Annotated in this window: 15 protein-coding genes and 5 tRNA genes; 18 read left to right on the top strand and 2 right to left on the bottom strand. The window is 60.8% G+C overall.

The window, feature by feature from the left end:
• Positions 1–65 precede the first annotated feature (65 nt).
• The 10 genes from V6M61_RS07990 (at position 66) to V6M61_RS07945 (ending at position 7,699) form a co-directional block, all read left to right on the top strand.
• Positions 66–152: transfer RNA gene (locus V6M61_RS07990), tRNA-Leu, on the top strand.
• Positions 153–292: 140 nt separating this feature from the next.
• Complete coding sequence (tig, locus tag V6M61_RS07985) at positions 293–1,603, top strand: trigger factor (protein WP_332776033.1); 1,311 nt, start codon at positions 293–295, stop codon at positions 1,601–1,603.
• 114 nt (positions 1,604–1,717) lie between these two features.
• A complete protein-coding gene (gene clpP / locus V6M61_RS07980) occupies positions 1,718–2,359 on the top strand; it encodes an ATP-dependent Clp endopeptidase proteolytic subunit ClpP (protein WP_332776032.1) in 642 nt (213 codons plus the stop codon).
• Positions 2,360–2,549: 190 nt separating this feature from the next.
• Positions 2,550–3,815: an ATP-dependent Clp protease ATP-binding subunit ClpX gene (gene clpX, locus V6M61_RS07975; protein ID WP_332776031.1), complete on the top strand. Its 1,266-nt coding sequence runs from the start codon at positions 2,550–2,552 to the stop codon at positions 3,813–3,815.
• 137 nt (positions 3,816–3,952) lie between these two features.
• Positions 3,953–6,382, top strand: a complete 2,430-nt coding sequence (gene lon, locus V6M61_RS07970; protein ID WP_332776030.1) for an endopeptidase La — start codon at positions 3,953–3,955, stop codon at positions 6,380–6,382.
• 68 nt (positions 6,383–6,450) lie between these two features.
• A tRNA-Gly gene (locus V6M61_RS07965) sits at positions 6,451–6,526 on the top strand.
• A gap of 109 nt (positions 6,527–6,635) precedes the next feature.
• Positions 6,636–6,709 (top strand) — tRNA-Cys (locus V6M61_RS07960).
• A gap of 51 nt (positions 6,710–6,760) precedes the next feature.
• Positions 6,761–6,836: transfer RNA gene (locus tag V6M61_RS07955), tRNA-Gly, on the top strand.
• A gap of 57 nt (positions 6,837–6,893) precedes the next feature.
• A tRNA-Leu gene (locus V6M61_RS07950) sits at positions 6,894–6,986 on the top strand.
• An 80-nt stretch (positions 6,987–7,066) separates the two neighbouring features.
• A complete protein-coding gene (locus V6M61_RS07945; RefSeq protein ID WP_332776029.1) occupies positions 7,067–7,699 on the top strand; it encodes a DUF6806 family protein in 633 nt (210 codons plus the stop codon).
• Positions 7,700–7,750: 51 nt separating this feature from the next.
• Here the strand turns inward: V6M61_RS07945 and V6M61_RS07940 are convergent, their stop codons facing one another.
• A complete protein-coding gene (locus tag V6M61_RS07940; protein WP_332776028.1) occupies positions 7,751–8,410 on the bottom strand; it encodes a TetR family transcriptional regulator in 660 nt (219 codons plus the stop codon).
• A gap of 176 nt (positions 8,411–8,586) precedes the next feature.
• Here V6M61_RS07940 and V6M61_RS07935 point away from each other — a divergent pair, with 176 nt between their 5' ends.
• From V6M61_RS07935 to V6M61_RS07925, 3 genes are read left to right on the top strand one after another with little or no spacing between them, the layout of a single operon-like run.
• Positions 8,587–9,846 (top strand): efflux RND transporter periplasmic adaptor subunit, encoded by a 1,260-nt coding sequence (locus V6M61_RS07935; protein ID WP_332776027.1) that lies wholly within the window; start codon positions 8,587–8,589, stop codon positions 9,844–9,846.
• 15 nt (positions 9,847–9,861) lie between these two features.
• Positions 9,862–13,041 (top strand): efflux RND transporter permease subunit, encoded by a 3,180-nt coding sequence (locus V6M61_RS07930; protein ID WP_332776040.1) that lies wholly within the window; start codon positions 9,862–9,864, stop codon positions 13,039–13,041.
• Positions 13,034–14,494, top strand: coding sequence for an efflux transporter outer membrane subunit (locus tag V6M61_RS07925; protein WP_332776026.1), 1,461 nt, complete (start codon positions 13,034–13,036; stop codon positions 14,492–14,494). Before V6M61_RS07930 ends, V6M61_RS07925 begins: the two co-directional genes overlap by 8 nt.
• A gap of 15 nt (positions 14,495–14,509) precedes the next feature.
• On the opposite strand, the gene V6M61_RS21020 is transcribed toward V6M61_RS07925, so the two are convergent.
• The gene (locus V6M61_RS21020; RefSeq protein ID WP_442957748.1) at positions 14,510–14,605 is read right to left on the bottom strand and encodes an alternative oxidase; all 96 of its coding nucleotides are present in this window, start codon (positions 14,603–14,605) and stop codon (positions 14,510–14,512) included.
• Positions 14,606–14,908: 303 nt separating this feature from the next.
• Here V6M61_RS21020 and V6M61_RS07920 point away from each other — a divergent pair, with 303 nt between their 5' ends.
• The 5 genes from V6M61_RS07920 (at position 14,909) to oppF (ending at position 20,478) form a co-directional block, all read left to right on the top strand.
• Positions 14,909–16,522, top strand: a complete 1,614-nt coding sequence (locus tag V6M61_RS07920; protein ID WP_332776025.1) for a peptide ABC transporter substrate-binding protein — start codon at positions 14,909–14,911, stop codon at positions 16,520–16,522.
• Positions 16,523–16,624: 102 nt separating this feature from the next.
• Positions 16,625–17,545 (top strand): oligopeptide ABC transporter permease OppB, encoded by a 921-nt coding sequence (oppB, locus tag V6M61_RS07915; RefSeq protein WP_332776024.1) that lies wholly within the window; start codon positions 16,625–16,627, stop codon positions 17,543–17,545.
• A gap of 10 nt (positions 17,546–17,555) precedes the next feature.
• Positions 17,556–18,464: an ABC transporter permease subunit gene (locus V6M61_RS07910; protein WP_332776023.1), complete on the top strand. Its 909-nt coding sequence runs from the start codon at positions 17,556–17,558 to the stop codon at positions 18,462–18,464.
• Between the two features lie 27 nt (positions 18,465–18,491).
• The gene (locus tag V6M61_RS07905; protein ID WP_332776022.1) at positions 18,492–19,496 is read left to right on the top strand and encodes an oligopeptide/dipeptide ABC transporter ATP-binding protein; all 1,005 of its coding nucleotides are present in this window, start codon (positions 18,492–18,494) and stop codon (positions 19,494–19,496) included.
• Positions 19,489–20,478 carry a murein tripeptide/oligopeptide ABC transporter ATP binding protein OppF gene (oppF, locus tag V6M61_RS07900; RefSeq protein WP_332776021.1) on the top strand — a complete coding sequence of 330 codons (990 nt, stop codon included), beginning with the start codon at positions 19,489–19,491 and terminating at the stop codon, positions 20,476–20,478. The genes V6M61_RS07905 and oppF overlap by 8 nt, the downstream gene beginning before the upstream one ends.
• The last annotated feature ends 227 nt before the right edge of the window (positions 20,479–20,705 follow it).

Genomic DNA, 20,705 nt, shown 5'->3' with positions numbered 1-20,705 from the left:
AGAGAGTTGACCGATTTCAGGCGGGGATTCGGAGTTTTTTTCGGATTCCCGTTTTTATTTCAGGCGCGCGGGTGGCGAAATTGGTAGACGCACCAGGTTTAGGTCCTGACGCCAGCAATGGTGTGGGGGTTCGAGTCCCCCCCCGCGCACCACTTCTGAGACTTTGCGGGACATCTCACGGCCGTGCAGCGGCCAGCCCTGTCCCCACTTGATCAGAACCCAGGCGGAACAGACCGCGGCGCTGCAGGCGCAAGTTTTGTTTTTGGATACTTTTTGACTTTAGGAAACCATCATGGCCGTAACCGTTGAAACCCTTGAGAAGCTGGAACGCAAAATGACGTTGACGCTGCCCGTCAACACCATCCAGTCCGAAGTCGATACGCGCTTGAAGCGCCTGGCCCGCACCGTCAAGATGGACGGTTTTCGTCCCGGCAAGGTGCCCATGAACGTGGTGGCCCAGCGCTACGGCTACTCGGTGCACTACGAAGTCATGAACGACAAGGTGGGCGAGGCCTTTGCCGTGGCGGCCAACGAAGCCAAGCTGCGCGTGGCTGGCCAGCCCCGTATCAGCGAAAAAGAAGGCGCGCCCGAAGGCGAGCTGGTGTTCGATGCGATTTTCGAGGTCTACCCTGACGTCAAGATCGCCGACCTGGCGAGCGCGGAAGTGGAAAAAATCACGGCGGAAGTCACCGACGCCGCCATCGACAAAACCGTCGACATCCTGCGCAAGCAGCGCCGCACCTTCGCCCAGCGCGCCGCCGACGCGCCCGCCCAGGACGGCGACCGCGTCACCATCGACTTCGAAGGCAAGATTGACGGCGAAACCTTTGCCGGCGGCAAAGCCGAAGACTTCCAGTTCCTGGTCGGCGAAGGCCAGATGCTCAAGGAGTTTGAAGATGCCGTGCGCGGCATGAAAAGCGGCGAAAGCAAAACCTTCCCGCTGAGCTTCCCCGCCGACTACCACGGCAAGGACGTGGCCGGCAAACAGGCTGATTTCCTGGTCACCGTCAAAAAGCTGGAAGCAGCCAACCTGCCGGAAGTCAACGAAGCCCTGGCCAAGTCGCTGGGCATTGCCGACGCCACCGTTGAAGGCCTGCGCGCCGACATCAGGAAAAACCTCGAGCGCGAAGTCAAGCTCCGTTTGCTGGCCCGCAATAAAACTGCGGTGATGGACGCCCTGGTGGCCAACGCCGAACTGGATCTCCCGAAGTCCAGCGTGCAGGCCGAAGTCGACCGCATGATCGAAGGCGCCCGCGCCGACCTCAAGCAGCGCGGCATCAAGGACGCTGACAAGGCGCCGATTCCCGACGACGTGTTCCGCCCGCAGGCCGAGCGCCGCGTGCGCCTGGGCCTGGTGGTGGCCGAGCTGGTGCGCGCCAACGAACTGCAGGCCAAGCCCGAGCAGCTCAAGGCCCACATTGAAGAGCTGGCTGCCAGCTACGAAAAGCCCCAGGACGTGGTGCGCTGGTACCTCAGCGACAACCGCCGCATGGCTGAAGTCGAGGCGGTCGTGATTGAAAACAACGTGACCGAGTTCGTGCTGGCCAAGGCCAAAATCAAGGACAAGGTCGTTTCGTTTGACGATCTGATGGGCCAGAACTGATCAGGCATTCAGCTTTTCCGGCTTTCTGAGCGATCGGGGCTTGTGGCTGGCTTGAAGTTGGGGGCACAGGCCCCCACTTATTTTGGGTACAGTACAAACATCTCTGGAGAAAACATGATTGTCCGAAACAGTACCTATGGCGCCCAAGCAGGCGCGCTGGAAACCCAGGGCCTTGGCATGGTGCCCATGGTCATTGAGCAGTCGGGTCGCGGCGAGCGGTCTTATGACATTTATTCGCGCCTGCTCAAGGAGCGGGTGATTTTTCTGGTGGGCCCGGTCAATGACCAGACCGCCAATCTGGTGGTCGCCCAGCTGCTGTTCCTGGAGAGCGAAAATCCAGACAAGGACATTTCCTTCTACATCAATTCTCCCGGGGGCTCGGTCACGGCAGGCATGGCGATTTACGACACCATGCAGTTCATCAAGCCGGATGTGTCCACGCTGTGCGTCGGCATGGCCGCCAGCATGGGGGCGTTCTTGCTGTCAGCCGGCGCCAAAGGCAAGCGCTTTTCGCTGCCCAACTCGCGCGTCATGATTCACCAGCCCTCGGGCGGTGCGCAGGGCCAGGCGACGGATATCGAAATTCACGCCCGCGACATTCTGAAAACGCGTGACCAGCTCAACCATATCCTGGCCGCCAACACCGGCCAGCCGATCGAGAAGATTGAACGCGACACGGAGCGTGACTACTTCCTGTTTGCGGAGGACGCCAAGGCCTATGGCCTGATTGACCAGGTCATCGCCAAGCGCCCGTAAGCCGAAATCAGCGGCTTGCTGCTCCACAGCAACGGCGTTTTCCGCAATAGAAAACGCCGTTTTGTCCAGTTCTGGCAAGCGTTGCCATTGTTAGCCTGGGCGCGCCCGCTTCGCTGGGCGAGTATTTGGCTATCTATTTGGTTATCATTGGATAACTGTTCCCTCCGCCACCTCAAAAGGCACCCTAATAATGGCCGATAAAAAAGGCTCTTCCAGCGAAAAGACCCTGTACTGCTCCTTCTGCGGTAAAAGCCAGCACGAGGTCAAGAAGCTGATCGCGGGTCCCTCCGTGTTTATTTGTGATGAGTGCATCGATCTTTGCAACGAAATCATCCGTGACGAGCTGCCCGCAGGCGATGACGTGCATGAGACGCGCGGCGACCTGCCCACGCCGGCTGAAATCAAGGCGACCCTCGACAACTATGTGATTGGCCAGGAGCCTGCCAAGCGCACGCTGGCGGTGGCGGTGTACAACCACTACAAACGCCTGCGCCACAAGGAAAAGTCCAAAAAAGACGATGTTGAGCTGACCAAAAGCAACATATTGCTGATCGGTCCCACCGGCTCCGGCAAGACGCTGCTGGCCCAGACCCTGGCCCGCACGCTCAACGTGCCGTTTGTGATGGCCGATGCCACCACGCTGACCGAAGCCGGTTATGTGGGTGAAGACGTTGAAAACATCATTCAGAAATTGCTGCAAAGCTGCAATTACGAAGTCGAGCGCGCCCAGCAGGGCATTGTGTACATCGATGAAATCGACAAGATTTCACGCAAATCCGACAACCCGTCGATCACGCGTGACGTGTCGGGCGAGGGCGTTCAGCAGGCTTTGCTCAAGCTGATCGAAGGCACCATGGCATCGGTGCCGCCTCAAGGCGGGCGCAAGCACCCGAATCAGGATTTTCTGCAGGTCGACACGACCAACATCCTGTTCATTTGCGGTGGCGCATTCTCCGGGCTGGAAAAAGTCATCGAAAACCGCACCGAAGCGTCGGGTATTGGCTTTGCTGCGGCTGTCAAAAGCAAGAAAGCGCGCTCCCTGACGGAGGCGTTCAAGGAAGTCGAGCCCGAAGATCTGATCAAGTTTGGCCTGATTCCCGAACTGGTGGGGCGCATGCCCGTGGTCGCCACGCTGGCCGAGCTCAGCGAAGACGCACTGGTCCAGATCCTGACGGAGCCCAAAAATGCGGTGGTCAAACAGTTCAGCAAGCTGCTTTCCATGGAAGGCGTGGACCTGGAGATTCGCCCCTCGGCGCTGAAAGCCATTGCGCGCAAAGCCCTGGCCCGCAAGACCGGGGCACGTGGCTTGCGCTCCATTCTTGAGCAATCCCTGATTGACACCATGTTTGACCTGCCTAATGTGAGCAATGTCAACAAAGTGGTGGTCGATGAGTCCACCATTGAAGAGAACAAGGCGCCGTTGCTGGTGTACCACGAAGCTGCAAAGAAAGCTTGAATGTCAGAAAGCAAAGGGCAGGACTGACTTGAAAAGTGCCTCTTGCTCCCCATGTCTGTACTGACTGCTTGGTGTCATACTTGTTATTGATAGTTTGGCCATGAGACTTCTTTTCAGGCCTTATGTTTAAGGTTTATATGTCCGGACAAACCTCGCTGCCCTCTACCCCGATTGATCTGCCGCTGTTGCCGCTGCGCGACGTGGTGGTCTTTCCCCACATGGTGATCCCGCTGTTTGTGGGTCGCCCCAAAAGCATCAAGGCGCTTGAATCCGCCATGGAGGCCGAGCGCCGCATCATGCTGGTGGCGCAAAAGGCCGCTGCCAAAGACGAGCCTTCCGTGGAAGACATGTTCGAGGTGGGCTGTGTGGCCACCATTTTGCAGATGCTCAAGCTGCCTGACGGCACGGTCAAGGTGCTGGTCGAAGGACAGCAGCGCGCCAAGGTCAACCAGATCGAAGAAGGCGAGCAGCACTTCAGTGCCAATGTCACGCCTGTGGAGCCTTCGGCCGCCCCGCCCGCAGACAAGACCAGCGAAATCGAAGCCTTGCGCCGGGCTGTGATGCAGCAGTTTGACCATTACGTCAAACTCAACAAGAAAATCCCGCCGGAAATCCTCACGTCGATCTCCAGCATTGATGATGCGGGCCGCCTGGCCGACACCATTGCCGCGCATTTGCCGCTCAAGCTCGATGCCAAGCAGGCCATCCTGGACCTCGACAATGTCAAGGCCCGCCTCGAGAACCTGTATGAGCAGCTCGAGCGGGAAGTTGACATTCTCAACGTCGACAAAAAAATCCGCGGCCGCGTCAAGCGCCAGATGGAGAAAAACCAGCGCGACTTCTATCTCAACGAGCAGGTGAAAGCCATCCAGAAGGAACTGGGCGAGGGTGAGGAAGGCGCCGACATCGAAGAGATCGAGAAAAAGATCAAAACCGCCAAGATGCCGCAGGATGCGCGCAAAAAGGCTGAGAGCGAGCTGAAAAAGCTCAAGCTCATGTCGCCCATGTCGGCTGAAGCGACCGTGGTGCGGACCTATATTGAGGTGCTGACCGGCCTGCCATGGAGCAAGAAAACCAAGATCAAACACGATCTGGGTCATGCCGAGGCCGTGCTCAATGAAGACCACTACGGCCTTGAAAAGGTCAAGGACCGCATTGTCGAGTACCTTGCGGTGCAGCAGCGGGTCGACAAACTCAAGGGCCCCATTCTTTGCCTGGTGGGGCCTCCCGGCGTGGGCAAAACCTCACTGGGCCAGTCGATTGCCAAGGCCACGGGCCGCAAATACGTGCGCATGGCGCTGGGCGGCATGCGCGATGAAGCCGAGATTCGCGGTCACCGCCGCACCTACATTGGCGCCTTGCCCGGCAAGGTGCTGCAAAGCCTGACCAAGGCCGGCACGCGCAACCCCCTGTTCCTGCTTGACGAGATCGACAAGCTGGGCACCGACTTCAGGGGCGACCCATCCAGCGCCTTGCTGGAGGTGCTGGACCCTGAGCAGAACCACACGTTTGGCGATCACTACGTTGAAGTCGACTTCGACCTCAGCGATGTGATGTTCGTGGCGACCTCCAACTCCATGAACATTCCGCCAGCCCTGCTGGATCGTATGGAAGTGATCCGTCTGTCCGGCTATACCGAAGATGAAAAAACCAGCATTGCCATGCGTTACCTGCTCCCCAAGCAGCTCAAGAACAATGGCGTGAAGGAAGAGGAACTTGAAGTTCAGGAGCAAGCCGTTCGCGACATCGTGCGTTACTACACCCGTGAAGCCGGTGTGCGCTCGCTTGAGCGTGAGCTGTCCAAGATTTGCCGCAAGGTGGTCAAGGGCATCCAGCTCAAGAAAATGACACCTAAAGTGCTGGTGACGCCCGATAACCTCAATGATTACCTGGGCGTTCGAAAATTTGACTACGGCCGTGCGGAGCAAAAAAACCAGGTGGGTCAAGTGGTCGGTCTGGCCTGGACCGAAGTCGGCGGTGACCTGCTGACGATTGAAGCGGCCCTGATGCCGGGCAAGGGTGTGATTACGCGCACCGGCCTGCTGGGCGATGTGATGAAAGAGTCCGTCGAAGCCGCCCGTACCGTCGTGCGCAGTCGTGCCAAGGTGCTGGGCATCAAGGATGAGATGTTCGAAAAGCGCGACATCCATATCCATGTGCCTGATGGCGCCACGCCCAAAGACGGCCCCAGTGCGGGGGCTGCCATGACCACGGCCTTTGTGTCCGCGTTGACGGGGATCCCGGTGCGCGGGGAGGTTGCCATGACCGGTGAAATCACCTTGCGCGGCGAGGTCACGGCCATCGGTGGTTTGAAAGAAAAACTGCTCGCAGCATTGCGTGGCGGTATCAAGACCGTCCTGATTCCGCAAGAGAACGCGAAAGACCTGCAGGAGATTCCCGAGAACGTGAAGAGCGGTCTTGAAATCGTGCCGGTCAAGTGGATCGATCAGGTGCTGCAGGTCGCGCTGGAACGCCAGCCCGTGCCGCTGCCCGATGAAGAACCTGTCGTAGCGGCCGCTGCCGTTGTCGCTGCGCCTGCTGAAGCAGCCGGTACCGTCAAGCATTGAGTGTCGAAAGTTTTTTGCTTCGATTTTCGCAAGCTCTGAAAACTACGCTATAATCTGAGGCTGTGATCGCGGGAGTAGCTCAGTTGGTAGAGCGCAACCTTGCCAAGGTTGAGGTCGAGAGTTCGAGACTCTTCTCCCGCTCCAATTCAAAAGGGCAGCATGTAAAAATGCTGTCCTTTTTCATTAGAGTCAGTCGTTGGGTCAGTTACTGGTAGTGGGCGGTCACAGGCGCTGCCAGAATGAGGCATAACAGGGCGCGGTAGCAAAGCGGTTATGCACCGGATTGCAAATCCGTGTAGGTCGGTTCGACTCCGGCCCGCGCCTCCAAAAGTTTTATAAATCAATGGCCTGGACGCCACTGATTTAAATCTGTAAAACGCGGGAGTAGCTCAGTTGGTAGAGCGCAACCTTGCCAAGGTTGAGGTCGAGAGTTCGAGACTCTTCTCCCGCTCCAGATCGGAAGGGCAGCACTTAAAAATGCTGCCCTTTTTTGTTTGACAATAGCTTGTTCGCCCGGGTGGTGAAATAGGTAGACACAGCGGACTTAAAATCCGCCGCTTTCCTGAAAAGGGGCGTACCGGTTCGATTCCGGTCCCGGGCACCAGCGAACTTTGACGCATTCACCCTCAATGAGCCGTGGTTTCACGTGGTTTGTTTCGAGCCGCAACTGGTTAAGATAGATTCATGTCCCGTTACAACACACCTTTTGAAATTCACGTTCACGGCGAAGTGCCCGTGCGCGAGGGCGTCACGTTTGAGCAATTGCAGGAGGCCTTGAGGCCGCTGTGGAAGTACGCGGGCGCCAAGTCCCTGGCCGATGGCGCGGCCAGCGCTTATGAAGAGGAACCGGGCATCCGCTTTGATGTTCACAAGCACCTGCTGCAGATGTGCTGGACCGTGCCCGGGGACGAGGATTTCCGCCATGCGCTGGACGAAATGTGCATGGCCATGAATGAGCTGGCCGAGAGCGGTGCGCCCATTGAAGTCACTTTTTACGATGCCGACTTTGATGAAGAGGAAGAGGCCGGCGGCGAAGAGGCGCGCGATGACTTTGCCATGTACTTCGTGGGCCCGACGCCGGCCGCCATCATGCAGGTTCAGCGCGATCTGCTGGTGCAGGACATGATCGGCCTGATGGAGCGCCATTTCGATGGGTCCGAACTGGGCGAGGTGGTGGCGGCAGTGGACAAGCTGTTCGAGCGGCGCTTCGATGCGCTGGTCAATTCGATGCAGCTCGGCAAGCCGCCCCGTGGTCAGAGTGGGCCGCAAGGCGGCACCGGTCATGGCGGCGGACGCAAGCCGCGGCACTTGCACTAGGGTTCCAAGAACTCCAAGCCGGCTTGGTGCTGGCGCTAGCATTCAGTCAAGTCAGGGCGTGTTTTTGTCCTGCGGGCCGGGGAAGCCCAAGCCCTTCAGGTAGGCATTCATCACGCACTGGCCAACTTCCAGCAGATCAAAAGCCTCTGGATTGAGCAGCCAGTTCTGTATCAGTCCATCGATCAGGGCATGCAAACCCTGCGCGGCCGTCGAGGCCGGCATGGCCAGCGTCACATTCAGCTGGCGGGTAGCCATGCCCAGACTCTGCTCGACACGCTGCACAAAGCCGTCACGCGCTGCCAGATGGCGCAGGCGCACGGCGTGCAGCTCCTCCACATACTCCACCTTGTGCGTGGCCACCTCAAAGACGCAGCGTGTCCGGGCGTCATTGACGATCTGGCTCAAGGCCTTGAGGGTGGCGCGCCGAATGTGGTCAAGCGGATTGGCGTCCGGACCATGGGGCGCGGCGCCGTTGTGCGCGTCCACGTCAAACGACTGCTCCATCGGGAGCGTGACGCGTTCCATCATGGCATTGAACAAATCGGCCTTGTCCTTGAAATGCCAGTACACAGCGCCGCGCGTCGCGCCGGCGCGCCGGGCGATGTCCTGAAGACTGGTGCGGGAAACGCCCTGCGCCAGGAATAACTGCTCGGCAGCATCGAGCAGTTTATGGCGGGTGGCCAGAGCCTCCTCTTTGGTGCGACGGACCATCTAGCCCTCCTGTCATGCTTTTTTGAATGCTTCACATACATTCACAAATGTATGTAAACTATACCACTCGTCAAAATAGCGGACAACTGTGTCTTAACAGTTCATTAACAGTTCGCCGTTAAACTTTTGTCTTATCCGCTTTCTCCCTTTTCTCCATACCCACTTCAAGGAACAGCATGCGTATGCCCAGCATCGTCCAGCCTTATTTACCGCTTAGCCGCGTGCGTCATCAGCTGGTGCTGACCAGCGCGCTACTTTCGTTGTTGGTGGCAGGCTGCGGACAAAGCGCCAATGGCAGTACGCCGGGCGCGGGTGGCCCGCCGCCTGCCGAGGTGGGGGTGGTGACGGTCACGCAAGGTGATGTGGGACTGGTGACGGAGTTGCCGGGCCGGCTGGAAGCGTCGCGTGTGGCGCAGGTCAGGGCGCGCGCGGTGGGCATTTTGCAAAAGCGCCTGTTCCGTGAAGGCAGTGATGTGAGTGCCGGCCAGCCGCTGTTCAATATCGACGCCGCGCCTTATGCGGCAGCCGCCGCCAGCGCGAAAGCCAGCCAATCGCGGGCCGAGGCCAACCTGGCACAGGCGACGGCGCTGGCCGAGCGCTACAAGCCGCTGGTGGAGGCCAACGCGATCAGCAAGCAGGAATACGCCAACGCGGTCGCTGCGCAAAAGCAGGCAGAGGCCGATGTGGCGGTGGGCAAGGCCAATGTCCAGACGGCCAGTATCAATCTGGGGTATGCCGCCGTGACCGCGCCCATTTCAGGGCGTATCGGCCGGGCGCTGGTGACCGAGGGGGCCCTGGTGGGGCAGGGTGAGGCGACGCAGCTGGCGGTGATTCAGCAAATCAACCCGATGTATGTGAACTTCACGCAGTCAGCCTCCGAGGCCATGAAGCTGCGCCGGGCCATGGACAGTGGCCAGTTCAAGCGTGCCAATGGCGCGGCAGCCAGCGTGCGCATCGTGCTGGAAGACGGGACCGAGTACGAGCGTCCCGGGCGATTGCTGTTTTCCGACCTCACCGTGGATGCCACCACCGGACAGGTGACGCTTCGCGCCGAAGTGCCCAACCCCAACGGGCAACTGCTGCCGGGCCTGTATGTCCGCGTGCGGCTGGAGCAGGCGCAGGCCAGCAATGCCATGACCTTGCCGCAGCAGGCGGTCACCCGCAGCGCGCAGGGCGACTCCGTCATGGTGGTAGGGGTCGACGGCAAAGTCAGCTCGCGGCAAGTCAAGATAGGCTCGGCCAAAGGCAACTTATGGGTGGTGCTTGAGGGTTTGAAGACGGGCGAAAAAGTCATGGTCGACGGCTTCCAGAAATTGCGGGGTGATGCGCCCGTCAAACCCGTTGCCTGGCAGGCGCCCGGCGCCAAGCCTGCTCCAGGGGCGGCCTCGTCGCCTGCGGCACCTGCTGCGCCTGCGGCTTCAGCCGCTGCGAAGTAAGGAGCGCAGCACATGATGGCCAAGTTTTTCATCGATCGGCCGATCTTTGCCTGGGTGATTGCGCTGTTCATTCTGGTGGTGGGCACGGTGGCGGTGACGCAGTTGCCGATTGCGCAGTACCCACCGGTGGCACCGCCCACCATCGTGATTTCCACGGCTTACCCCGGCGCCTCCGCGAAGGTGCTGGAAGACAGCGTGCTCAGCGTGATCGAGCGCGAGATGAACGGTTCGCCCGGACTGATTTACATGGAGTCGGTGGCGCAGGCCAACGGCTCGGGCAACATCACCCTGAGTTTCCAGCCGGGCAGCAACGCCGAGCTGGCCCAGGTCGATGTGCAGAACCGCCTGTCGCGCGCGGCACCGCGTTTGCCGCAGGCGGTCACGCAGCAGGGGGTGCGAGTGGACAAGGCCAGCTCCAACTTCCTGCTGTTCATCATGGTGTCTTCGGACAACCCGGCGATTGATCCGATCGCGCTGGGTGACTATGCCTCGCGCAATGTGGTCCCCGAAATTCAGCGCTTGCCCGGCATTGGGCAGGCCCAGCTGTTTGGCACCGAACGCGCCATGCGCATCTGGGTTGACCCGGCCAAGCTGGCAGGCTTTAACCTGTCATCGGCGGATGTGACGGCCGCCATTCGCACGCAGAACGCGCAGGTGGCCTCGGGCACCATCGGCGACCTGCCCAACGTGGCCGGCCAGGGTATCGCGGCGACCGTGGCCGTCAATGGGCAGCTGTCGAGTGTCGCGCAGTTTGGCGACGTGGTGCTGCGCGCCAACACGGACGGCTCCTCGGTGCGCCTCAAGGATGTCGCCCGCATCGAGCTGGGCGCGCAGGCCTACGCCACCTCGGCCCGGCTCAATGGCAAGCCCTCCACCGGCATCGGTGTGCAGCTGGCTCCCGGCGGCAATGCCCTGGCCGCGGCCAAAGCGGTACGCGCCAGGATGGACGCACTCAAGCCCTACTTTCCGCAGGGCGTGAAATACGACATTCCCTATGACAGCTCGCGCTTTGTCAGCATTTCCATCCGGCAGGTAGCCCAGACGCTGGTGGAGGCCATCGTGCTGGTGTTCCTGGTGATGTTTTTGTTCCTGCAGAACTTCCGTTACACCATCATCCCGACCATTGTGGTGCCTATCGCCTTGCTGGGCACCTTTGCCACATTGCTGGCACTGGGTTTTTCCATCAACGTGCTGACCATGTTCGGCATGGTGCTGGTGATCGGTATCGTGGTGGACGACGCGATCGTGGTGGTGGAAAACGTCGAGCGCATCATGAGCGAAGAAGGGCTGCCGCCGCTGGAGGCAACCCGCAAGGCCATGGGGCAAATCTCGGGCGCCATCATCGGCGTGACGGTGGTGCTGGTTTCGGTGTTCGTGCCGCTCGCCTTTTTCTCAGGCTCGATCGGCAATATCTACCGCCAGTTCTCGGCGGTGATGGTGGCTGCGATTGCTTTTTCCGCCTTCCTGGCACTCTCGCTGACGCCGGCCCTGTGCGCCACCCTGCTCAAGCCGGTTGAGGCGGGGCATCATCACGCGAAAACAGGTTTTTTCGGCTGGTTCAACCGGGGCTTTACGCGAACCGCCAAAAGCTATGAAGGCTTTGTGGCGCGCCTGCTCAAGCGTGCCAGCCGCTACCTGGTCATTTATGCGGCCATCATCGGCGTGGTGGCGCTCATCTACATGCGGCTGCCCACGTCCTTTCTGCCTTCTGAAGACCAGGGCACGATGCTGGTGAACGTCCAGCTGCCGCCGGGCGCCACACTGGAGCGCACACGCGCCGTGATCGAGCAGGTTGAAGGCTACATGCTCAAGCAGCCCGAAGTGGAGAGCATGGTGGGCGTGCTGGGCTTCAGCTTCTCGGGGCAGGGCCAGAACGCGGCGCTGGCTTTCGTGACGCTGAAAGACTGGTCTGAACGCAAAGGCCGGGAGCACGCCGCGGAGTCCATTGCCGGGCGGGCCTTTGGCGCGCTGTCAGGCATCCGCGATGCCTTCATCTTCCCGCTGAGTCCGCCGCCGATTCCGGAGCTGGGCTCTGCCAGCGGCTTTACCTTCCGCCTGCAGGATCGCTCGGGCGCCGGGCGCGAGGCCTTGCTGGCGGCACGCAACCAGCTGCTGGGCCTGGCTGCCAAAAGCCCGGTGCTGGCGCAGGTGCGTCCGGATGGCCTGGAGGACGCGCCGCAGCTTCAAATCGACATTGACCGCGACAAGGCCAACGCCCTGGGCGTGGGCTTTGATGCGGTCAACAGCGCGCTGTCCACCGCCCTGGGTTCGAGCTACGTCAATGATTTTCCGAACCAGGGGCGCCTGCAGCGCGTGGTGGTGCAGGCTGACGCACCGGCGCGCATGCAGCCCGATGACCTGCTCCAGATCAACGCCAGCAACGGCCAGGGGCGGTCCGTGCCCCTTTCGGCTTTCGCCACGACGCGCTGGGTCAAGGGCGCGATGCAAACCGTGCGTTACAACGGCTATCCCGCCATGCGCATCAGCGGCGGTGCGGCACCCGGCTACAGCACGGGCGCGGCCATGGCCGAGATGGAAAAACTGGCAGCCCAGCTGCCCCAGGGCTTCGGTTTTGAATGGACCGGCCAGTCGCGCGAAGAAAAGCTCGCCGGTGCGCAGGCCGTTGTGTTGTATGGGTTTGCCATTCTGGCCGTGTTCCTGTGCCTGGCCGCGCTGTATGAAAGCTGGTCGATCCCGCTGTCAGTGATTCTGGTGGTGCCGCTGGGCGTGTTGGGGGTGCTGACGGCGACCTTGCTGCGCGGTTACTCGAACGACGTGTACTTCCAGGTGGGACTGATCACCATCATTGGCCTGTCATCGAAGAACGCGATTTTGATCATCGAGTTTGCGAAAGACCTGCAGGCGCAGGGGCGGGGTGTGATTGAGTCCGCCCTGGCCGCCGCACATTTGCGCTTCCGCCCTATCCTCATGACCTCGATGGCTTTCATGCTGGGCGTGCTGCCACTGGTGCTGGCCACGGGCGCCAGCTCGGCCAGCCAGCGTGCCATTGGCACCGGCGTGATTGGCGGCATGCTGACCGGTACGGTGCTGGCGGTGGTTTTTGTGCCCTTGTTCTTCGTCGTCGTGCGCACCCTGTTCAAGGGCAGTGAACGGCAGAGAAAGAAGTATTCCGAACACGCCAAGGCGGCGGGCATAGACGCCGATGAAGGCAGCAAGGGGCAGGCCCATGAGTAAGACAAGACTGGCGCAACTCTGCGCGGTGTGCGCTGCCGCGTTGCTGGCCGGCTGCTCCTTCATCCCGCAGTACCAGCGGCCGGCTGCGCCCGTGGCAGCCACCTTTCCAGCCTATACCAACGCTGCGGCCACTGCCATTGCCACCGCGCCAGTGTCCGCGTCCAGCCTGGCCTGGCAAGACTTTTTTGCCGACGCCAGGCTCAAGCGCCTGATTGAGCTGGCCCTGGCCAATAACCGCGACCTGCGGGTGGCGGTGCTCAACATCGAGCAGACCCGCGCGCAATACCAGATCCGGCGCGCCGACCAGTTTCCGACCATCAACGCCGCGCTGACCGGTTCGCGCACGCCCAATTCCAGCAACAGCGTGACCAGCCTTTACAACGCCGGCCTGGTCACGACGGCTTACGAGCTGGATTTTTTCGGACGAGTGAGCAGCCTCAAGGAAGCCGCGCTGTACCAGTACCTGGCGAGTGAAGAAGGGCGCAAGACCACCCAGATCAGCCTGGTTGCCGCGGTCGCCAACACCTATATGAGTCTGCTGGCCGATGAAGAGCTGCTCGAGATCACACGTCAGACGCTGGTCACGCGCGAGGAGTCCATGAAGCTCAGCAAGCTGCGCTTTGACAATGGGGTGGCTTCGGAGCTCGATTACCGGCAGGCGGAATCGCTGACCGAGGCCGCCCGGGTGGCCTTTGCGCAGCAGCAGCGCCAGCGCGCGCTCGACGAAAACGCCCTGACCCTGCTGGTGGGGCAGCCCCTGGCAGGTGAGCTGCCCACGGCAGCCGCCGCCACGCCGCTGTCGCAAGCCACGCTGCTGGCCGAGGTGCCGGCCGGCCTGCCCTCCGATTTGCTGACCAACCGGCCCGACATCCGTCAGGCCGAGCAACTGCTGCTGGCGAGCAACGCCAATATCGGGGCAGCCCGGGCTGCCTTTTTCCCGCGCATTTCACTGACCGTGGGCGTGGGCAGTGCCAGCAGCCACCTGTCGGGGCTGTTCAAAAGCGGCACCTATGGCTGGACCATGGCGCCCCAATTGATGCTGCCTATTTTTGATGCGGGCCGCAACACGGCGGGTCTGGAGTCGGCCAACGCCGGGCAGGGCATCGCCATCGCGCAGTACGAAAAAGCCATCCAGACGGCATTTCGCGAAGTGGCCGATGCGCTGGCGGCGCGCTCCACGCTGGCCGACCAGCTGCGTTCTCAGCAGGCCCAGGCACAGGCCGAGGTGGTCCGCTTCAAGCTGTCTGACCTGCGCTACCAGGGCGGGGTGGCCAGCTACCTTGATTTGCTGGATGCGCAGCGTTCGCTGTTCTCCGCCCGGCAGGCCGTGGTGCAAACCCGCCTGGCCCAGCTGCAAAGCCAGGTCACGCTGTACAAGGCGCTGGGTGGCGGCTGGAAAGAGCCCGATGAGCGCCCGCTGAGTTTGAAGGCCGAGACCCAGCTTAAACCTTGAGCTGGCGCTTCCGGCTCAAGCTGCGCCCAGCGACTTGGCTGGTTGCGATGTGGATGAAAAGGTCATCAAGTGCATGCGCTCGTTCTCGGCTTCATCCGGCAGCGTGTGGATCCGGTAGCGCTGTTTGCTATAAATTTAGTAGCTTAAGATGTGCGTGAATACTGGGGTAATAGCCTATTTGAGCACGCATCTTGCAGAAGCGGCGGGTTTCAGGCAACTTGAGCAAGGCATCCCCTCCGATGGGGAGGCGAGACCCCTATTGAAGGGTTACTCCCTACAGGGTGGTTGCAGGGGCGGCAGTATATTCCCAGCCGAATGGCAGGCAAACGCGGACTCTCCCAATTGGAGACAAGCCGCGCCATCAACCACGGCGGGCCAAAAGCCAGCCAATTTTTATTCAGGAGTGCAACAAGCATGAACTCAATTTGGACGATGAAGGCGCTGACTGGCGCCGTGTTGCTGGCTTGCGCCGGCCTGGCTGGTGCGGCCACGGTGCCCGCGGGCGTGAAGTTGCATGAAACCCAGGAGCTGGTTCGCAACAATGGTTCCGAGCCCGAAACCCTGGACCCCGCGCTGGCATCCGGCGTGCCGGCCAACAACGTCATTCGTGACATGTTTGAAGGTTTGGCGGCGGCCGATGCGAACGGCAAGATTGTGCCCGCGGTCGCGGAGAGCTGGAAGCAGACCGATGCCCAAACCTGGGTCTTCAAGCTGCGCAAGAACGCCAAATGGTCCAACGGCGATGCGGTGACCGCCGAGGATTTTGTTTACGGCATGCGCCGCTTCGTTGACCCGGCGACCGCCTCGAAATACGCTGCCACCTACGGTATCTTCCTGCTCAATGCCAAGGAGATCATTGAAGGCAAGAAGCCCGGCACCGAGCTGGGTGTCAAGGCCCTGGACCCCTACACCCTGGAAATCAAGACGCCTTTTCCTGTCGGCTTCCTGCCTGAAGTCGTTTCCAACCTTCAGCTGGGCCCGGTTCATAAAGCGACGGTTGAAAAGTTTGGCAAGGACTGGACCAAGCCTGCCAACATGGTGGGCAATGGCGCTTTCATCCTGAAAGACTGGCAGGTCAACAGCAAGATCACACTGGCCAAGAGCCCCACCTACTGGGATGCGAAAAATGTCCAGCTGAACAAAATGACCTATCTCTCGGTGGAGGACGGCAACGCCGATGTCAAACTGTACGAGTCGGGCGAGAACGACTGGGTGTACCAGCTCCCTCCCGGCACGTTCGACAAGTACAAGGCGCAGTATCCCAAGGAAATCCGCAATACCGACATGCTGGGCTTGCGCTATTACTCCCTGAACAATGCGGACCCGGTCCTCAAGGACATCAATGTGCGCAAGGCCTTGTCCATGGCGATTGACCGCGACATCCTGGCGCAGCGCGTGACGGCTGATGGCCAGACCCCTGCCTATGGCGTGATCGTGAAGGGCACGGCGGGTGCGGATGTCACCGCCTATGACTGGGCCAAGTGGCCCATGGACAAACGTGTGGCGGAGGCCAAGAAGTTGATGGCGGCCTCTGGCGTTGCGCCCGGTACCAAGATCAAGTTTTCCTACAACACCAGCGACTACCACAAGAAAATGGCCATTTTTGCGGCCTCCGAGTGGAAAACCAAGCTGGGCATAGACGTTGAACTGGAAGCGATGGAGTTCAAGGTGCTGATCAAGAAACGCACGGATAAAGACTATCAGATGGCCCGCAACGGCTGGATTGCAGACTACAACGACGCGACCACCTGGCTGACGCTGGTTCAATGCGATTCGGACCAAAACTACCACAACACCTGCAACCGCAAAGCTTCCATGCTGATCGATGAAGGCAACCAGTCGCTGGACCCCGCCAAGCGCAAAACCCTGCTGACCCAGGCGGCCAAGATGATCATGGACGACTACCCCGTGATCCCCTTGCTGCAGTACACCGTGCCGCGACTGGTCAAACCTTATGTGGGTGGGTATTCGACGACCAACGCCCTGGACCGCTACCGCGCCAAGGACCTGTACATCATCAAGCATTGATGCTCGGCTGAGCCAAGGACTGGGCAGGCGTCGCAACGGCACCTGCCCGTTTTTTTAACGGCTGCTTAACTGGCCGGCACCGATACGACCGGAGACACTCCCATGTGGTCCTACACCCTCAGGCGCATCCTGGCGACGATTCCGACCTTGCTGGCCGTTGTCACTGTCTGCTATCTCCTGCTCCATGCCACGCCGGGCGGGCCCTTTGACGACGAACGCAAGGTGTCCGCCGCGGTGCTGGCCAATCTGCAGGCCAAGTACCACCTGGACTTGCCGCTGTGGCAGCAGTACCTGCACTATCTCAACAGCCTGCTGCACGGTGACCTGGGCGCCTCATTTCGCTATGCCGACTGGTCGGTCAATGAGCTGGTGGCCAAAGCGCTGCCGGTGTCTGCGGTGATCGGCGGGGGCGCCATCGTCATCGCCCTGTTGGTCGGGGTGCTGCTCGGCACCATTGCCGCCTTGCGCCAAAACAGCGTGATCGATTACCTGGTGATGCTGCTCGGCAATGCCGGGCATGCCTTCCCCTCGTTTGTGATCGGCCCGGTGCTGATTCTGGTGTTCGCCGTCTGGCTCAAGATCGCGCCGGCCGGGGGCTGGAATGATTTTGCGCCGCGCTTCATGGTCTTGCCGATGCTGCTGCTGATTTTCATCAACGTCGCCACCATTGGGCGCGTCATGCGCGGCAGCCTGATTGAGGTGCTGCACAGCAACTTTATCCGCACGGCACGTGCCAAGGGCCTGCCCATGCGCACCATCATCTTGCGCCACGCCTTCAAGCCGGCGCTGTTGCCGGTGGTGTCTGTCATCGGGCCCCTGGCCATTTCATCGATCACATCGGCCATCGTGACCGAGTCGGTGTTCTCTCTGCCGGGCCTGGGAAAACTGATTGTGAACGGCGCCGCCAACCGCGACTACACCCTGGTGCTGGGCCTGGTGGTGCTGGTGACCGTGATTGCCGTGACCTTCAACCTGTTGGTCGATCTGGCCTACGCGCTGCTTGATCCGAAGATCAGGTACTGAAGGACGTCACATGCTATTCAAGAACAAACAGGATGCCCTGGTCGCGGCCCTGGGCAATACGCTGGAAGTATCGGGACGCAGCCCCTGGGCCGATGCGCGCGGGCGTTTTTTGCGCAACCGGGCGGCAGTTGTCAGCCTCGGTCTGCTCACTTTAGTCACGCTTTTATGCATCGTCGGGCCGTGGCTGCTGCCGCACGCCTTTGACACCGCCGACTGGGATGCCATGAGCAGGCCGCCCATGCTCAAGAACTGGCACTTTTTTGGCACGGACGAGTCTGGCCGGGATTTGCTGGTGCGCAGCCTGGTCGGTGGCCGCGTGTCCCTCATGGTGGGCTTTCTGGCCACCTTGTCTTCCGTCACCCTGGGCATCGTGTGGGGTGCGACGGCGGGGTTCATGGGCGGCAAGGTGGACGCCTTCATGATGCGGGTCGTGGACATGATGTACGCCGTGCCCTATTTGCTGATCGCCATTTTGATGGTGACCATTCTGGGCCGGGCGTTTTACCTGGTGGTGATCACCATCACGGTCTTCTCCTGGATGGACATGGCCCGTGTGGTGCGCGGCCAAACCCTGTCGCTGCGCTCCAAGGAGTTCATTGAGGCGGCCCGCGCCCTGGGCGTGCCGACACGCCGCATCATCTTCCAGCACATCGTCCCGAATCTGTTGGGCATTGTGGTGATCTACACCACGGTCACCGTGCCGGCCGTGATCCTGACCGAGTCCGTGCTCTCGTTTCTGGGTTTGGGGATTCAGGAGCCGATGACGAGCTGGGGCGTGCTGATTCACGATGGCGCATCGGTCATGGAAGTGTCGGTGTGGATGCTGCTGTTCCCGGCTGGCCTGCTGTCCCTGACCCTGTACTGCTTTAACTACATCGGGGACGGCATGCGCGATGCGCTCGATCCCAAAGACCGCTGAAGCCCACCAAGGCGGAAAACACACACCATGAGCCTGATTGAAGTCAAAAACCTCGGGGTCCAGTTTCAGACCCAGGACGGGCTGATTTACGCCGTCAATGGCATCAACTTTGCACTGGAGCGGGGCCAGACCCTGGGCATCGTGGGCGAAAGCGGCTCCGGCAAAAGCCAGAGTGTGCTGGCCATGATGGGCTTGCTGGCCAAGAACGGCAAAGCCACTGGCCAGGCCTTGTACCAGGGCCAGGACTTGCTGGCCATGAGGCCGGCCGAGCTCAACAAAATTCGGGGCAACCGGGTGGCCATGATTTTTCAGGACCCCATGACCTCGCTCAACCCCTACCTGACGGTGGAGCGGCAGATGACCGAGGTACTGCAGTTTCACAAGGGGCTGGACCGCAAGTCCGCGCGCGCCAGGTCGGTTGAACTGCTCGATGCCGTCAAGATACCCGAGGCAGCCCGCCGCATCACGATGTACCCGCATGAGTTTTCCGGGGGCATGCGCCAGCGCGTCATGATTGCCATGGCCTTGCTGTGCGAGCCCGAGGTGCTGATTGCCGACGAACCCACCACAGCGCTGGACGTGACGGTGCAGGCCCAGATCATTGCCTTGCTGCGTGATCTGCAGCGCGACTTTGGCACCGCGATTGTCATGATCACGCATGACCTGGGCGTGGTGGCTGGCTTGTGCGACGAGGTGATGGTGCTGTACGGCGGGCGCGTGATGGAGCAGGGTGACGCCGACAGCATTTTCTACAGCGCTTCCCATCCCTATACCGTGGGCCTGCTCGGCGCCATACCGCGGCTGGACGCGGAGGATGAAGCCCTGGTCGCTATTCCCGGTGCGCCGCCTAACATGGCGCGGCAGCCCTTGGGCTGTCCGTTCAGCGAGCGCTGCACACTGGCATATGCCCGGTGCCGCGACGACCTGCCCGCATTGCAGGCCACTGAGAACAATCCGGCCGTGCTCAGGGCCTGTCACAAGTCGGTTCAGACCGTGACCGAACTCACTGCCAAGGGAGCGAGTCATGTCTGAAGGGGTCAAGCCGATTCTGTCGGTGCGCGAACTGAAGGTGCACTTCAAGGTCAAAGGCGACAGCGCCTGGCCCTGGTCGCCGGCCCGTACCCTGAAAGCCGTGGATGGCGTTTCTTTCGACATCCATGCGGGCGAAACACTGGGCGTGGTGGGCGAGTCGGGTTGCGGCAAGTCGACCTTGGCGCGCGCCGTGCTGAACCTGATTCCCGCCACCGCCGGCAGCATCGTCTGGATGGGCCGGGAGATGAAGGGCGCATCCAGCCAGACCTGGCTGGGCGTGCGAAAAGACATCCAGATGATTTTTCAGGATCCGCTGGCCTCGCTGGATCCGCGCATGACCATCGCGCAAATCATTGCCGAGCCCTTGCGCACACACCACGCCGACATGCCCCACGATGAGGTGATGAAGCGCGTCACGGCGATGATGAGCCGCGTCGGCCTGACGGCGCAGCAGATCAACCGCTACCCGCATGAATTTTCCGGTGGCCAGTGCCAGCGCATCGGCATTGCCCGGGCCCTGATTCTGGAGCCAAAACTCATCATCTGCGATGAGCCGGTGTCGGCGCTCGATGTCTCGATTCAGGCGCAAATCATCAATCTGCTCAAGGAGCTGCAAAAATCCATGGGCCTGGCGCTGATTTTCATCGCCCATGACCTGGCCGTTGTCAAACACATCAGTGATCGTATTTTGGTGATGTACCTCGGGCACGAAATGGAAGTCGCCCGCAAGAAGGCGCTGTACGCGACGCCCCGCCATCCCTACACCCAGGCGCTGCTGTCAGCCATTCCGATTCCCGATCCGGCGCTGGAGCGAAAGAAGGTGATCCAGCTGCTGCAAGGCGACCTGCCTTCGCCCATGGCCCCACCCTCAGGCTGTGTGTTTCGAACCCGCTGCCCGCAAGCCATTGACCGCTGCGCGCAAGAGGTGCCTGAATTTCGCCGCTTGAGCGATGACAGCGAAGCGGCCTGCCTGCTGGCTTGAGATCAAGTATCTTTTAAGGCCCCAGCCCATGAAAGACGTGCGCAGGTAGCTATCAAAAATGTAGCAAATTGCGGGGAAGGCGGCGGTGGGCTAAGAGCCTGTTTACGATTTATTTGGGGTCGCGCAGGTGTCTTTTCGGGATGGGGTGCAAGGCGCAGTGCGCCGCCAATAGCCCGGCTATTGGCAAGCAGTGCAACGCCGCAGACCGCCCGAAAAGGCACCTGCCC

This window comes from Polaromonas sp. (genome assembly GCF_036676035.1).
Taxonomy (GTDB): Bacteria; Pseudomonadota; Gammaproteobacteria; order Burkholderiales; family Burkholderiaceae_C; genus Polaromonas.
The sequence above is the reverse complement of the archived record's forward strand: the minus strand, read 5'-3'. Positions and strand labels throughout refer to the sequence as shown.